Annotated in this window: 14 protein-coding genes and 2 tRNA genes; 9 read left to right on the top strand and 7 right to left on the bottom strand. The window is 55.5% G+C overall.

Features of this window, described 5'->3' with window-relative positions; all coding sequences use genetic code 11:
- The first annotated feature begins 456 nt into the window (after window positions 1-456).
- The 5 genes from QHG98_06605 to QHG98_06585 all read left to right on the top strand — a co-directional run bounded on the left by QHG98_06605 (window position 457) and on the right by QHG98_06585 (window position 3,981).
- Window positions 457-807, top strand: coding sequence for a hypothetical protein (locus QHG98_06605; GenBank protein ID MDH7597387.1), 351 nt, complete (start codon window positions 457-459; stop codon window positions 805-807).
- Window positions 808-822: 15 nt separating this feature from the next.
- Complete coding sequence (locus tag QHG98_06600; GenBank protein MDH7597386.1) at window positions 823-1,101, top strand: SemiSWEET family transporter; 279 nt, start codon at window positions 823-825, stop codon at window positions 1,099-1,101.
- A 318-nt stretch (window positions 1,102-1,419) separates the two neighbouring features.
- A complete protein-coding gene (trpB, locus tag QHG98_06595; GenBank protein MDH7597385.1) occupies window positions 1,420-2,604 on the top strand; it encodes a tryptophan synthase subunit beta in 1,185 nt (394 codons plus the stop codon).
- A complete protein-coding gene (trpA, locus tag QHG98_06590; GenBank protein ID MDH7597384.1) occupies window positions 2,591-3,379 on the top strand; it encodes a tryptophan synthase subunit alpha in 789 nt (262 codons plus the stop codon). Before trpB ends, trpA begins: the two co-directional genes overlap by 14 nt.
- A 50-nt stretch (window positions 3,380-3,429) precedes the next feature.
- On the top strand, window positions 3,430-3,981 hold the full coding sequence (locus QHG98_06585; GenBank protein ID MDH7597383.1) for an SGNH/GDSL hydrolase family protein: 552 nt from the start codon (window positions 3,430-3,432) through the stop codon (window positions 3,979-3,981).
- Between the two features lie 198 nt (window positions 3,982-4,179).
- Here QHG98_06585 and xseA read toward each other — a convergent pair whose 3' ends face one another.
- The 3 genes from xseA to ribH form a co-directional block, all read right to left on the bottom strand.
- Window positions 4,180-5,394 (bottom strand): exodeoxyribonuclease VII large subunit, encoded by a 1,215-nt coding sequence (xseA, locus tag QHG98_06580; GenBank protein ID MDH7597382.1) that lies wholly within the window; start codon window positions 5,392-5,394, stop codon window positions 4,180-4,182.
- Window positions 5,395-5,562: 168 nt separating this feature from the next.
- A complete protein-coding gene (locus tag QHG98_06575; GenBank protein ID MDH7597381.1) occupies window positions 5,563-6,702 on the bottom strand; it encodes a pyridoxal phosphate-dependent aminotransferase in 1,140 nt (379 codons plus the stop codon).
- Between the two features lie 2 nt (window positions 6,703-6,704).
- Window positions 6,705-7,115: a 6,7-dimethyl-8-ribityllumazine synthase gene (ribH, locus tag QHG98_06570; GenBank protein MDH7597380.1), complete on the bottom strand. Its 411-nt coding sequence runs from the start codon at window positions 7,113-7,115 to the stop codon at window positions 6,705-6,707.
- Between the two features lie 111 nt (window positions 7,116-7,226).
- Here ribH and ilvE point away from each other — a divergent pair, with 111 nt between their 5' ends.
- Window positions 7,227-8,126, top strand: a complete 900-nt coding sequence (gene ilvE / locus QHG98_06565) for a branched-chain-amino-acid transaminase (protein MDH7597379.1) — start codon at window positions 7,227-7,229, stop codon at window positions 8,124-8,126.
- Window positions 8,127-8,168: 42 nt separating this feature from the next.
- On the top strand, window positions 8,169-8,732 hold the full coding sequence (gene pyrE / locus QHG98_06560; GenBank protein MDH7597378.1) for an orotate phosphoribosyltransferase: 564 nt from the start codon (window positions 8,169-8,171) through the stop codon (window positions 8,730-8,732).
- Here the strand turns inward: pyrE and QHG98_06555 are convergent.
- The 4 genes from QHG98_06555 to QHG98_06540 all read right to left on the bottom strand — a co-directional run bounded on the left by QHG98_06555 (window position 8,720) and on the right by QHG98_06540 (window position 10,703).
- The gene (locus QHG98_06555) at window positions 8,720-9,985 is read right to left on the bottom strand and encodes an adenylosuccinate synthase (protein ID MDH7597377.1); all 1,266 of its coding nucleotides are present in this window, start codon (window positions 9,983-9,985) and stop codon (window positions 8,720-8,722) included. The two genes, pyrE and QHG98_06555, sit on opposite strands and share 13 nt — an antisense overlap.
- A gap of 99 nt (window positions 9,986-10,084) precedes the next feature.
- Complete coding sequence (locus tag QHG98_06550; GenBank protein MDH7597376.1) at window positions 10,085-10,387, bottom strand: hypothetical protein; 303 nt, start codon at window positions 10,385-10,387, stop codon at window positions 10,085-10,087.
- Between the two features lie 55 nt (window positions 10,388-10,442).
- A tRNA-Trp gene (locus tag QHG98_06545) sits at window positions 10,443-10,625 on the bottom strand.
- Between the two features lie 4 nt (window positions 10,626-10,629).
- Window positions 10,630-10,703, bottom strand: a tRNA-Lys gene (locus tag QHG98_06540).
- Between the two features lie 425 nt (window positions 10,704-11,128).
- On the opposite strand from QHG98_06540, the gene QHG98_06535 reads away from it, so the two are divergent.
- Window positions 11,129-13,738, top strand: a complete 2,610-nt coding sequence (locus QHG98_06535; protein MDH7597375.1) for an ATP-dependent helicase — start codon at window positions 11,129-11,131, stop codon at window positions 13,736-13,738.
- Entirely contained in the window at window positions 13,735-14,442 is a 708-nt protein-coding gene (locus QHG98_06530) for a metallophosphoesterase (protein ID MDH7597374.1), read from the top strand. Before QHG98_06535 ends, QHG98_06530 begins: the two co-directional genes overlap by 4 nt.
- The last annotated feature ends 61 nt before the right edge of the window (window positions 14,443-14,503 follow it).

The raw sequence follows: 14,503 nt of genomic DNA, 5'->3' as shown, positions 1-14,503 counted from the left end.
CGCCAATTGCGGTTATCCTCATAGGCCATGAAATATATTATATATTTTCCTAGTTTAAATAGTTATCCAACACAGCAACTGTGTGCAAAAATATCGCCTCAAACTATTTTATCCTATTGCTGTGTCGAATAATGTTCGAGAATCCGATATCATAGGGCCAATTCATACAAATTGTAGTTGCAGTAAAAATCGATGGCATTCGATTTTATATACCTCAATCGCTCTTGTCCATCTGATGACCTGCCCAAAGAGACACCGCTCCTGCTCTGCCCTCCTTCCGGGGGAATGATTGCGTTCAGCAACCTCCAAGCATGACCCACAAGTTGTTTAACGCATAAGAGCGACCTCAATTATTCAACAGAGCACATCCTGTTCACACTTAAAAAAACATCTTTTTATATATCATTCGCATCTCTGCCAACATCCTTTTATCCCACATATTACCTCCTCAGGCACATGAATGCAGGCAAGAGAGTTGCGGCTGCACTGCTTCTTATTCTGTCGCTCCAGTGCGCCTTGGCAGAGAACCAGGGAAATGTGAGCTCAGGGGATAGATTCCAGAGTGTCAGCGGGGATTTTGGAAGGGCATGGCTGATGAGCAACATAAACACAACAAGGAATGTGACCCTCAGCAACGACCTCTGGAGCTGGGGTGGGGTGCCAAGAGGATGGAGGCTTGTCAATGGCGTGCTCGTGAGGGATACAAACTCGACTCAAACACAGATCGGCACCGACTGGCTGGGAAGCACATCAGACAGTCTATACACGATGGCGTACAACGAAAGCAGCTGGATCCCTCCATTCTGATTAGAGGCTGGTTCGATGGAGTCATGGGATCTGGTCGGCATCGCAGCGGGATCCCTCACGATGTTCGGATTTTACCCCCAGATCATCAAGATGTACAGGACCAAGCTTGTCGGAGATCTGAGCCTCCCGATGCTTCTTCAGTACACCACAGGTATCTTTCTCTGGCTCCTCTACGGCATATACCTGAATAACACGATCCTCATAGTATCAAATGCAGTGTCGCTGGCAAGCTTTTTGTGTGGAATTGCTTTATATTTAAAATATAATAATAAGCTTCGCCTGGCTGATAGATGAACGTCCGTCCGGGAAGGATTTACTGCCCCTGTACAGCGCCGCGTTTGCATCGATCACAGTGGGACGCTTGGATGCACTTATTAGCGACGGTCTTATCCATCTGATAACTCGGCCCAAAGAGGCACCAGTCACGCTATGCGTTCCTTCCGAGGGTATGAGTGCATTCAGCAACCGGCCTGCATGTCCTTCAAGTTGCTGAATACATAAGAGCGATTAACGATACTCCTCTCATCTCCACACCACCCGGCAGTTTTAAATACGATGTACTATTAAGTTCAACAATGTACTTTGTTATACATCAAACTGGTGGCGTGATTTATGGGTGAGATATCCTGCGAGGTCAGGTTCGGCAGATACGGTGGCAGGTTTGTACCCGAGACGCTGGTGCAGCCGCTTCTCGAGCTCGCTGAGGCGTTTGAGAGGCTGCGGGCGGATCCGGAGTTTTTGAGGGAGCTCTCAACTCTCATGAGAGATTTCGCCGGCAGGCCGACGCCGCTCTACAGAGCTGAGAATCTCAGCAGAGCTCTCGGAAGGGATGTGTACCTCAAGAGGGAGGACCTGCTACACGGCGGCGCGCACAAGATCAACAACACGCTGGGACAGAGTCTTCTGGCCAAATACATGAAGAAGAAAAGACTGATAGCAGAGACCGGCGCCGGCCAGCATGGGGTCGCCACGGCGATCGTGGGCGCCCTGCTGGGATTTGAGACGGAGATATACATGGGCGAGGTGGATATCGAGCGGCAGCGCATGAACGTCTTCAGAATGGAACTTCTGGGCGCCAGGGTGATACCTGTCAGGTCTGGCTCCAGAACGCTGAAGGATGCTATAAACGAGGCTCTCAGGGACTGGGCTGCCAGTTACGAGAGCACACACTATCTGCTCGGAACCGTCGCCGGACCTCATCCGTATCCATCAATGGTCAGGGAGTTCCAGAGGATCATAGGAGATGAGACGAGATCGCAGATCCTCGCAGAGGAGAAGAGGCTTCCAGACACGATTGTCGCCTGTGTCGGCGGCGGATCGAATGCGATGGGCATATTCACCCCGTTCATAGATGATGGCGTCAGGCTCATAGCGGTCGAGGCTGGGGGCAGGGGTCCTGGCAGGGGAGATCGGAGCGCGGAGCACGGGGCATCTCTGTCACTGGGGGAGCCAGGGGTGCTTCACGGAGCCATGACAAAGATACTGCAGGATCCATACGGACAGATACTGGAGTCCTACTCGATAGCTGCTGGCCTGGACTATCCGGGGGTGGGGCCAGAGCTCGCTCATCTTGTGGAAACAGGAAGGGTCGAGACGGCGATGGCGAGCGACAAAACCGCGATCATGGGGTTCAAGGCTCTCTCAAAGCTGGAGGGCATAATACCAGCGCTTGAGTCTGCTCATGCGGTTGGATACGCGATAGAGCACCCTGAGAGACTGGGTGAGCTGAGCGTGATAAACATCTCAGGCAGAGGAGACAAGGATCTTCACACGGTGATGGCCTATGAGTCTGTCTGAGGTTTTCAGGAGATGCAAACCCCTCTTCGTATACATCTGCGCAGGTGACCCATCGCCGGATGAGACTGTGGAGATCGCAGAGCGGATAACACGCGCAGGTGCTGACGTGCTCGAGCTCGGCCTCCCTCACTCTGACCCGATCGCGGACGGCCCAGTTATACAGGCCGCATCCCAGAGGGCGATAGCTGCTGGCATGAACACAGATCTTTACTTCGATATTGCATCAAGAATAGAGGGCGTGCCAAAGGTCTTCATGGGATACTACAACATGGTTTACCGGCGTGGCCTGGAGAGGTTTGCATCAGACTGCAGAGCATCTGGGATATGCGGGATGATTGTGCCAGATCTGCCAATGGAGGAATCGCGCCCACTCAGGGAGGCGGCGAGCCGGCATGGCATAGATCTCATAAACATGATAGCTCCGAACACTCCTGATAAACGCATCCTTGAGATAATCTCCCTGAGCACAGGTTTTGTGTACCTCGTCGCCAGATCCGGGGTCACGGGAGCAAGCGCGGATCTCCAGGAGTCCACGAAGCATCTGATAGAGAGGGTGCCCCCGGTCATTCCAAGAGCCGTTGGTTTCGGAGTCTCCAGGCCGGAGCATGCTGCAGAGCTCCTCCATGCCGGCGCGGACGGCGTCATAGTCGGCTCTGCATGTGTTGATCTCATAGGGAGAAACGAGCTCGATCAGCTCGAGGATCTGATCAGACGCATGAAAGGGGCTATGTCTGAGGTAAGTGTTAAGTCTGCAGCATCCATCCAGCAATCATGAGTCGATTCACCAGACGGACGGTTGATGCGCTGCGGGCTGGAGGTCATGTCGTGATAGTTGCATTCGGCGACTCGATCACAGCGGGATACGCGGTGAGGCATGGCTTTCCGCACTTCTGGAGGCAGGCGCTTCAGGAGAAATATCCTGATGCCAGGATAGAGATGCACAACGAGGGCGTCTCAGGGGATACGAGCAGGGATGGGCTGGCGCGTCTGAGGCTCTCGGTTCTCTACCACAGACCTGATCTGGTCACGATAAACTTCGGCATCAACGACGCGGCCTACGGGATCAGCCTGGATGAGTTCAGATCAAATATCTCGAGGATGGTGGAGATAATACTCTCAAAGTGCGGCAGCGAGATAATCCTTCTGAGCTCACAGCCTCTGCTCACCCCCTACTACGACAAACTCGTGCTCGATTATTACCGTGCGATGGGGGAGATCGCAGCCGCGATGGGTGTGGGATTTGTTGATGTTTATGCGGCCTGGATGGAGCGCGTGAGATCCGGCACGCCGCTCGACTCGCTTGTGCTGCCTGGTCTCGATCACCCCAACGAGGACGGATACAGGATAATAGCAGAGGAGCTTATGAGGCTCTTCTGAACCACAGAAGGTATCAGAACTGATACGAGCACCACAGATGCTCCGCTGCTGGCTGAGGCGGATGCGCAGCTATCTGGCTGCCTGTGATCTGAGGGGTCTCAGATCAGATCTAACGAGAACGCCGCAGAGCGCTCACCACCCACATGGCGATGCCTGAGAGCGCTCAACACATGGCGATGCCCGTGCGGATATCAAGACTCACTCCGATCCTCCCCGACCGGATTCCCGGAGCCTGATTCCGTTTACACTGCAGTAAGCCTCGCCGTCTGAGAACACAAGCGTGATGTTCGCTCCCATGTCGAGATCTGCTGCACGGCACACGACTCCGGCTGGGCCTATGACCATGGTGTAGCCCCTCGAGAGCACCGCGAGAGGGCTTGCGGAATCCAGTCTTGCCCTGGCGATCTCGAGCCGTCTCACCCTCGAATCAACGATCGATCTCTCAGCATCTGGAAGTCTCCTGGAGAGATCCAGGAGCCTGATTTTTCTTCTCTCCAGGAGAGCATACATCTGGCGGGCTCCTATGCCCCTGCCTAGGTAATCAAGTCTCGATCTGAGCCGTTCCAGATGCGAATCGATCGCCCACGTCATGCGATCCTCCAGATTTCGCAGGCGGAGCCTGATCTCCTCTGCATCAGGCACTGCGAGCTTCGCGGCAGCTGTTGGTGTCGACGCCCTCGCATCCGCGACCAGATCGGCGATTGTGACATCCACCTCATGACCTACTGCTGAGATGACAGGGGCATCGCACTCAGCTATCGCCCGGGCGAGGTGCTCGTCGTTGAACGGGGACAGGTCCTCAGCGGAGCCACCACCCCTGCAGAGTATTATGACGTCCGCCCTCCCGCGCAGTGCCCTCAGCGCAGATATCATGCTCTGAGCTGCTGCATCCCCCTGTACGATCGCCGGAGAGAGCATGATCCTTGCAGGATACTTTCCCAGAGAGAAAATAACATCGCGAAGCGCAGCCCCATCCATCGATGTGACGATCCCGATCCTCTCAGGATACCTGGGAAGCTGCCTCTTTCTCTCAGGAGCGAACAGTCCCTCTGCGGCCAGTCTTCTCCTGATGGATTCGAGCTCCATCGCGCTCCTCCCGATGCCCGTGTCCGGAGAGATCAACCGCACCTGAAGCTGGACGTTGCCCTTTGCCTTGTAGAATCCCACATCACCGAATACCCTGACGTTCATTCCGTCTCTGAGAACGAAATCGAGGTCAGAGGCGTATGCTCTGAACATGACACATGAGATCTGGGCCTCAGAGTCCTTCAGTGTGAAGTACCTATGGCCTGAGCTGTGGTTCACAACATTCGAGAGCTCGCCACGCGCCCAGACATCGTGAAGCCTCACATCTCCCGATATCCTGTCCTGGATCCTGGTGCAGAGCTCGGAAACTGAGTATGTGTATACCATCTGAAGGGAGCAGTTCTCGCAATCTTATATAATTTTTTTGTGATGCATTTGTGAATCCGGAAAAAAGACAGACTAAAGGGGCGCACCTAATACCTCTGAGCTCCACACGGGCATCTCGGCCCGAACGCCCCTGGCAATCCTCTTGGCTCTTTCAGATCTGCAGTGCGGCTAGCCGTTCAGCATGCTCTCAATGCGCTCCAGCGCCTCTCTGAGGCGATCTATCGATGTCGCATAGGATATCCTCACGTAATCCTCCCCACCAGGGCCGAATGCGGATCCCGGGGTGACCGCAATCTTCGCCTCCTTAAGCAAACGCTCAGCGAAGGCATCCCCTCCGCCAAGGTGGGATACGTCTGGGAATGTGTAGAAAGCCCCTCCCGGAAGCGCGCATCTTATCCCCAGCGATCTCAGACCCTCCACAAGCAGATCTCTTCTTGCCCTGAACTCCTCAGTCATCCTCCTCACAGCATCCTGGGGCCCCTCGAGAGCTGCAATCCCCGCCCACTGCACGAAGGTGGTTGGATGAGAGACAGAGTGCGAGAGAAGCCTGCTCACCCACTTCAGCAGATCCCTCGGACCTGTGAGGTATCCCAGCCTCCAGCCGGTCATTGCGTATGACTTCGAGAAGCCGTTTATGGTAACAGTCCTGTCTGCCATATCAGGGAGCGAGGCGATGCTGATGTGTTCATGCCCGTAGATTATTTTCTCGTAGACCTCATCGGATACGACATAGATATCGTGGTCGATGGCGAGATCCCTGATCTCGTTCATCACATTGCGCCCGAAGACGGCGCCGGTTGGGTTGCAGGGGGAGTTCACCAGTATCGCCTTCGTCCTGTCTGTTATCGCATCAGGAAGGTCTATCGGCATGAAATCCTGGTCGACATCGGCCCATACAGGCCTGCCGCCAGCGAACCTGATGCAGGGCTCGTAGCTGACCCATGACGGGCCGATGAGCACCATCTCATCTCCCTCATCGAGGAGCGCCTGGATGGCCGCGAAGACAGCCATCTTCGCGCCCGGGGTAACCACAACATCCTCCGCCACCGCCGGGATCCTGTTATCCTCGCGGAGCTTCCTGGCGATCGCCCTTCTGAGCTCAGGTATCCCGTTCGTCGGCGTGTATCTCGTCTTCCCCTCCATCATGTACCTGCAGGCCGCATCACATATGTGCCTGGGGGTATCGAAATCCGGCTCTCCAACCCCGAGATCTATGATATCAAACCCCTCAGAGTTCAGGCGCTTGGCCTCCGCAGAGATCCTCATGGTGGCGGATTCCTCTATCGAGGCGAGCCTCTTTGATACCATCTTCACTCCCCCCTCAGGCGCCTGACCAGCTTGACGGCTGCCTCGACCGCGCGCTTGCCGTAATCGACGCGCTTGTGGGCATCCGGCCTGGACATCCTCGGGCCGCTGATGCCGAGCGTGACGGGCTTGTCGAACTCCAGCGAGAGGTCCATGAGCTTTCTTGCAGCATGCTGGGCGACGATCTCGTCATGCGCGGTCTCGCCCTGGATCACACATCCGATCGCCACAACAGCATCTATCTCGTCGCTCTTCAGGAGCTTTCTGACAGCCAGCGGCATGTCGTAGACCCCGGGAACCATTATCGTCTGGACAACCTCAGCGCCGAGAAATCGCGCATGCTCCCTCCCGAGGAGCTCCATCTGGTATGTTATATCCCTATTGAACTCTGAAACCACGAAACCAAGTCGTACCATAACATCAACATCCGATGAAGATGTAACCATCTAGGTTCATGCATTCTTTAATAAATCCATCGATACCGTGCATCAAAACCCATTTATCCTAAGCAAGTTGGGAGGACATCCATGAGCATCGTTTACGTCAACGGCAGCTTCGTCCCGAGAGAGGAGGCTGTGGTCTCCGTCTTCGACCACGGTCTTCTTTATGGAGATGGGGTCTTCGAGGGCATTCGCGCATACGGAGGCAGGGTCTTCAGGCTCGAGGCGCATGTCAGGCGCCTCTACGATTCAGCGCAGGCCATAATGCTCGATATACCGATGACGCAGGAGGAGATGTGCGAGGCGATACTCGAGACCCTGCGGAGAAACAATCTGAGAGACGCGTACATCAGGCCTGTGGTCACCAGGGGCGTTGGCGACCTGGGCCTCGATCCGAGAAAGTGCTCAAAGCCCACTGTCATCATAATAGCGGTCAGATGGGACGCGATGTACGGCAACCTCTACGAGGTCGGCCTGAACGCGATCACAGTCACCATCAGAAGGAACTCGCCTGCAGCGCTCCCGCCGAACATAAAGTCTCTGAACTACCTGAACAACATCCTCGCGAAGATAGAGGCCAATATAAAAGGAGGGGATGAGGCGATATTCCTGGACGCTGAGGGCACGATCTCAGAGGGCAGCGGCGACAACATATTCGTGGTCAGAGACGGCAGGATCCACACCCCGCCGACTCTGAACAATCTGAAGGGCATAACCAGAGAGGTCGTGCTGGAGCTCGCAAGCAGGAACGGAATACCGGTTCATGAGACCAGGCTCGGGCTCTTTGATCTCTACACCGCGGAGGAGGTCTTCGTTACGGGGACCGCAGCTGAGATAGCTCCTGTCTCCAGGATCGACGGCAGGGTGATAGGGAACGGCAGGCCCGGACCTGTGACAAAGCTCCTGATGAAGCTCTTCAGGGAATGCACAGAGTCAGAGGGCACCCCGATATACAGAGAGGATGTTGAGGTCGCTGCCCGGAAGTGAGAATGTTTCTGGCGGTTATGACTGCAGCAATCTGAGGTAAGAATGTCAGAGCTCAGGGAGCAGCTTCTCATCCTGATAAAAGAGATGGCGCTTGAGATCGGCACAGTGGTTCTCTCATCCGGCCGCACCAGCGACTACTACGTAGACCTGAGAAGGATGGTCCTCACACCACGGGGAGCGTATCTGACAGCAAAACTTCTCCTCGATCTCGTCAGACCAGAGGTCAGTGCCATCGGAGGGATGACGCTGGGGGCAGATCCGATCATATCCTCCATGATTGTGGTCGGCCATATGGAGGGAAGGAATCTATGCGGCCTGATAGTGAGAAAGGAGCCGAAGAAGCACGGCAAGAGGAGGTTCATCGAGGGGCCGGCTCTGGAGCCGGGCGCGAGGGTTGCGGTCGTCGATGATGTCGTGACAACGGGGAGATCACTCCTCAGATCGATCGAGCACATCGAGGAGGCGGGCTACAGGCCGGTCCAGGCCCTCGCGGTCCTGGACAGGATGGAGGGGGGAAGAGAAGCTCTGAGGGATGCAGGATTCGAGCTCGAGTCGCTCTTCACAAGAGACGACCTCGGCATCGCTCCGAGCGATCACTCCATGTAGATGGTCTGCTCCCTCGCAGGCCCGACCGATATCGCAGCTATATCCACATCCATGAGCTCCTGTATCCTCTCCACATACGCCCTCGCGTTCTGTGGCAGGTCGTTGTAGTCGAGGGCATCGCTTATGCTCTCAGACCAGCCCTCCATCTCCTCGTACACGGGGACACATCTCTCAAGCTCCGAGGTGCTCTCCGGCGGGTATTCCAGTATCTCACCATCGAGCTCGTATGCGACACAGATCTTTATTCGCCTGAGGCCGGTGAGCACATCCAGCTTTGTCAGAGCGAGCTCGGTGTATCCGTTCAGGTAAACCGCCTTTCTTCCCAGAACCGCGTCGAACCAGCCGCAGCGCCTCGGCCTTCCGGTCGTTGTTCCATACTCCCCGCCAGCCTCCCTGAGCCTGGCTCCTGTCTCGTCCCTGAGCTCGGTGGGCAGCGGCCCCTCGCCCACGCGTGTGATGTACGCCTTCACAACGCCCACAACATTATCGACGCGCACCGGACCAACGCCGAGGTTGGCACAGGCGCTGCCTGCTGTTGTGAAGCTCGATGTGACGAACTTCTGCGTGCCGTGGATCACATCCAGGAATGATCCCTGCGCGCCCTCTGCAAGCACCATCCTCTCCTCGTCGAGCGCCCTGTTTATCTCAAGCGAGACGTCTGTGAGGTTGTTCCTGAGAGACCTGCCGATCTCCAGGTACTCGCTCAGCTGAGCCTCGTCCCTCACGACAGACGGATCTCCTCCCATCTCCCTTATCGCAGCTTCCTTCGCCGGCGCTATCTCCTCCAGCTTCTTTCTCAGCATCTCCGGATCTGTGATGTCGGCCATCTGCACCTCCTCGCGCGCGATCTTATCGATATACGCATACCCTATACCGCGCCTGGTGGTGCCGATCTTTGCTGTCCTGGCCTTTTCCCTCAGGGCGTCCATCTCTATGTGGTAGGGCATTATTATGCTCGTCTTGGGATCTATTCCGAGATCGACCTTCATGCCCTCGCCCCAGAGCGCCTGGAGCTCTCCCCAGAGGATCTTCGGGTTGAGCACCACGCCCGGACCTATCAGAAGTCTTTTGTTGAAAAGAACGCCGCTGGGCACCAGATGGAGCTTGTATGTTTTATCCCCCACCTTCACTGTGTGCCCCGCGTTATCTCCGCCCTGAAAGCGCGCAATGATATCATACTTTTCAGCAAGCAGATCGACAATCTTGCCCTTTCCCTCATCACCAAACTGTGCACCTGTGATTATCGTGAACATGCTGCCTGGGTTTGATGCATTGTAGATAAACCATTTCCCACACTCCCCTCCATGCGATCACACTGCCGGAGAATTCCGGCGATAAAAATGAGGCGCATATCACGCCTTTGATCTCGCCCAAGACTCAATGTTATCGATGAGGTTGAACTCAACGACCTTCTTTGCGTCGAGCAGCATCTTTGCGATCTCCTTGAGCGAGAATCGCCGCTCTCTCCCGTCCCTGTCTCTGACGCTGATCTCCTCGCCCGGAGACTGCGAGTCGATATGAAGGAGCATGTCGCCAAGACGGGAGCATGCCTTCTTCAGATAGCGCACGGTGTAATCCATCAGTGGCTCTCTGTCTGAAAGGTTCTTGTTGACCTCTTTTATTGACCAGCACATCGTGAGGATATCCGAGTACATTTCAGCACCACTCAGAGGGTGTGGAGCATTCTATTTAACGGTGCCGTCAGAAAGGTGGGGCTGGTGCGATTCGAACGCACGATCGACGGGTCTCTCCGATTCTGAGAACACATGATCTTCTCAGTGCTCCAACGGATCATCAACGCCATCCCCGTCGAGATGGCTCAGCAGACCCGTTGCTCATCATCCAAATCATACCGCTGGAGCCCGTCGCCCTACCTGGCTAGGCCACAGCCCCTTAGCGGGCCGAGAGGGATTTGAACCCCCGACCTAAAGGTTAAGAGCCTTTCGCTCTACCTGACTAAGCTACCGGCCCGCGTCGGTAATATGACAAAGCCATTTATAAGCGTTTCGATGTATCCTGCGCAATCGCATCCTGGCGGGCTTTAGGTAGCTGGATTCCACGAGATTATCTCATCGGTGGTCTTGGCTCGTGTGCTCGCATCACTGGACGCTCTTATCCATCTGGTAACTTGTCCGCAGGGTCACCGGTCCTGCCATGCACTCGTTTCGACTTCGTCGAAGGCCTGGCGAACGAATGATTGCGTTCAGCAACCGTCTTGCATCCTTCTGGTTGCTGAATACATAAGAGCGTCACCGAATTCACAGGAATCCGACCCTGTGGTGTTCGGGCGGCAGTATGCCGGTGCATGCTGATCTCTGAGAGCATGTTCATCTGTTCGGGGGCCAGAACTCATGTGACCACAAGATCTATGTCCACGCCCGGGATAACTCATGCGGATGGATCACTCAGACGATGAGATACTCTCTCTGTTCGATGATACGGTCAGGGAATGGTGGATCAGAAGCTTTGGCGGCCGGGAGAGGATGTTCACACCGCCCCAGAGGCTCGCAGTGCCCCTGATCCACGCGGGAAAGAGCGTGCTCATAAGCTCACCAACTGGATCGGGCAAGACGCTGTCCGCCTTCATCTCCATAATAAACAGCCTCTTCATACTCTCCAGAACAGACGGGCTCGAGAACAGCGTGTACTGCCTCTACATATCGCCGCTGAGATCGCTGGCCAATGACATACACAGAAACCTGGAGCGCCCCCTGGCTGAGATACAGGAGATCGCTGCAGAGCAGGGAATAGAGGCGGTGGAGATCAGGCACGCCATCAGGCATGGGGATGTATCATCATCAGACAGGGCGAAGATGCTCAGAAAGACCCCGCACATACTGAACACAACGCCTGAGAGCCTGGCGTTGCTGCTGAACTCACCGCGCTTCAGGGAGAAGCTCAGGACCGTCAGGTGGGTCATAGTCGACGAGATACACTCGCTTGCAGGCTCCAAGAGGGGCGTTCACCTCTCGCTCAGCCTGGAGCGGCTGGAGGAGCTCAAAAGGGAGACAGGCGGGGATAGCTTTGTGAGGATCGGCTGCTCCGCGACCATCGAGCCGCTCCGGGAGGTCGCGGCATTTCTCGGTGGTGTGGGCAGAGAGGTTGAGATCATCGACACCAGGTTCTCCAGAAAGTTCGATCTAAGGCTGATATGCCCGGTGCCCGATCTAATCTCCACGACTCCGGGAGAGCTCAGCCGGGCGCTGTACGAGACTCTGGATGAGCTCATACAGTCACACAGAAACACGCTCATATTCACAAATACCAGGAACGGGGCCGAGCGGATACTCTACAACCTCAGGGCCAGGTATCCGGATCGATACAACGAGAGCAACTCAGGGTGCCATCACGGCTCAATGGGGAAGACGAGCAGGCTGGATGTTGAGGAGAGGCTGAAATCAGGGGATCTGAGGGTTGTGACCTCTTCCACATCACTGGAACTCGGGATAGACATGCCACATCTGGATCTCGTCCTCCAGATAGGGTCGCCGAAGTCTGTGGCTGCTCTGCTCCAGAGGATAGGGAGAGCAGGCCACAGCCTCGATCAGGTGGTCAAGGGGAGGGTCGTTGTTCTTGACAGGGACGAGCTCATAGAGTGCGCGGTGATGCTCGGATGCGCAAGAGAGGGATTTGTGGACAGGATACACATACCCAGAAACTGTCTTGATGTTCTTTGCCAGCACATCCTCGGCATGGCCCTGGAGCGGCGATGGCGGATCGAGGATGCGCTGAGGATCATAAGAAGATCGTACTGCTACAGGGACCTCAGCGAGGGAGATCTGAGGTCTGTCATGAGCTATCTCGCGGGTGCCTATGCCGATCTGGAGGAGAGAAATATCTATGCGAAGATCTGGTACGACCCTGCGACGGGTGAGTTCGGCAAACGCGGCAGGAACTCCAGGATGATATACATGCTCAACATGGGGACGATACCGGACGAGTTCTCCTGCGATGTCGTCACAAGAGATGGGAGGTGGGTCGGGAACCTGGATGAGAAATACCTGGAGCGGCTCTCAAAGGGCGATGTGTTCGTCCTTGGCGGCAGATCGTATGCATTCAGATACAGGCGTGGCGGAAAGATCTACGTTGATCCCACCGGAGAGCGTCCTACGATACCGAGCTGGTTCTCTGAGAAACTACCACTGTCATTTGATCTCGGCCTGAGGGTGCTTCAGTTCAGGGCTCACATGCTCGATCTCATCAGGGGAGCTGATGAGGAGGTGGTTGTTCAGCACCTCCTCGAGATGCTCCCGATAGACGAGAACAGCGCCAGGAGCATTTACCAGATATTCGAGCAGCAGATCAGGTACCTCGGAGAGGATTCCGTCTCGACCGACAGGCGCATCGTTGTGGAGGAGACCCTCTCGCGAGGGAGAAGGGTGTACTACTTCATGACCAACTATGGGCTGAAATTCAACGATGGATTCAGCAGGATGATCGCATACCTCATTTCAAGGGAGGGCAGGAGCAACGTTCTGGTATCGATCGCGGACACAGGCTTCATGCTCTCAATCGCTGAGGGTTCGAGGGCAGATCCCATTACAGCTCTAAGATCAATCAGGCCTGAGATGTGCGAGGATCTGCTCAGGAGAGCGGTCGAGAACACAAACCTCCTGAAGAGGGTGTTCAGGATAAACGCCACCAGGTTCTTCATGATCCTGAGGAACTACATGGGGCACAGGAAGAGCGCTAGAAGGCAGCAGGTATCCGCGGACATGCTCATAGGTCTCGCAAAGCGGCTCGAGGACTTCGCGGTCCTGAAGGAGAGCTACCGCGAGATCATCGAGGACAAGTTCGAGCTTGATAACATGAATAGCGTTGTGGCAGCAATAAACACCGGGGATATAGAGATCGTGAGAAAGATAAGCCCGTCGCCTGGCCCGATGGCATTCGGAATAGCGTCCATTGGAGCTCCTGATGTCGTTCTTGCGCAGGATAGGCTTGCGCTTCTGAAGGAGTTCCAGAGAAGGGTGATGGAGAGGATCGCGGGAGAGAGCGCAGCGTGAGCATCGAGGATCTGCGAGAGCATCTGTTTGAAAGGTTCGATTTCCTTCTGGGATCACTTTATATTAAAGAGATCGGGACATGTGTGCTCTCGGATATCCACATAGGCCTGGAGGAGGTGCTCTTCGCTCAGGGTCTCGTCTTTCCGCTGAGAGAGAGGGAGGAGCTGCTGAAAAGGATTGAGCACATACTGGAAAGATTCAATCCAAGAAAGCTCGTCCTCGCCGGAGATGTGGTGCATTCATTCGGACGGGCGGATCAGAGGATACGGAGGAAGCTTGAAATTGTATTGAGCGCAATCCGGTCCAGATGTGAGCTTGTCCTGGTCTCAGGCACACATGACGGGATGCTGCCATACATGGGATTCACAGCTCAGAGGAGATACGATGAGGGGGGATACACGGTATCCCATGGGGACGAGGACCTGAGGGAGCACGGCCATCTGATAATGGGCCACGAGCATCCGGTGCTGGATGTCGAGATGATGCGCATACCGTGCTACCTCTTCGGCGGGGGTATCATGGACGGCATGGACATCATCGTCCTGCCGGCCTTCAATCCCCTCTGCCAGGGTGTGGCTGTGAACCATCTGGAGAACTCCGATCTGCTCTCACCCCTGCTCAGGAGGATTGACACCGGAAAACTCCACCCCGTGGTCGAGATGGAGGGGGAGGTGATGGTGTTCCCGGAGATCAGGCGTCTGTGAGACTCATGACGCAGCGATCTGATCACGCGCATACCTATCGGCAGAATGTGATGGTGTTTCC

The sequence above is a fragment of the Methanothrix sp. genome (assembly GCA_029907715.1).
GTDB lineage: Archaea > Halobacteriota > Methanosarcinia > Methanotrichales > Methanotrichaceae > Methanothrix_B.
This window is presented reverse-complemented; position numbering and strand designations above follow the sequence as displayed.

Coding starts and splice junctions, on each gene's coding strand:
- xseA (MDH7597382.1), bottom strand. CDS start 5,394: ATGGTATACACATACTCAGTTTCCGAGCTCTGCACCAGGATCCAGGAC.
- QHG98_06535 (MDH7597375.1), top strand. CDS start 11,129: ATGGATCACTCAGACGATGAGATACTCTCTCTGTTCGATGATACGGTC.
- QHG98_06550 (MDH7597376.1), bottom strand. CDS start 10,387: ATGTACTCGGATATCCTCACGATGTGCTGGTCAATAAAAGAGGTCAAC.
- trpA (MDH7597384.1), top strand. CDS start 2,591: ATGAGTCTGTCTGAGGTTTTCAGGAGATGCAAACCCCTCTTCGTATAC.
- QHG98_06605 (MDH7597387.1), top strand. CDS start 457: ATGAATGCAGGCAAGAGAGTTGCGGCTGCACTGCTTCTTATTCTGTCG.
- ribH (MDH7597380.1), bottom strand. CDS start 7,115: ATGGTACGACTTGGTTTCGTGGTTTCAGAGTTCAATAGGGATATAACA.
- QHG98_06600 (MDH7597386.1), top strand. CDS start 823: ATGGAGTCATGGGATCTGGTCGGCATCGCAGCGGGATCCCTCACGATG.
- trpB (MDH7597385.1), top strand. CDS start 1,420: ATGGGTGAGATATCCTGCGAGGTCAGGTTCGGCAGATACGGTGGCAGG.
- QHG98_06575 (MDH7597381.1), bottom strand. CDS start 6,702: ATGGTATCAAAGAGGCTCGCCTCGATAGAGGAATCCGCCACCATGAGG.
- pyrE (MDH7597378.1), top strand. CDS start 8,169: ATGTCAGAGCTCAGGGAGCAGCTTCTCATCCTGATAAAAGAGATGGCG.
- ilvE (MDH7597379.1), top strand. CDS start 7,227: ATGAGCATCGTTTACGTCAACGGCAGCTTCGTCCCGAGAGAGGAGGCT.
- QHG98_06555 (MDH7597377.1), bottom strand. CDS start 9,985: ATGTTCACGATAATCACAGGTGCACAGTTTGGTGATGAGGGAAAGGGC.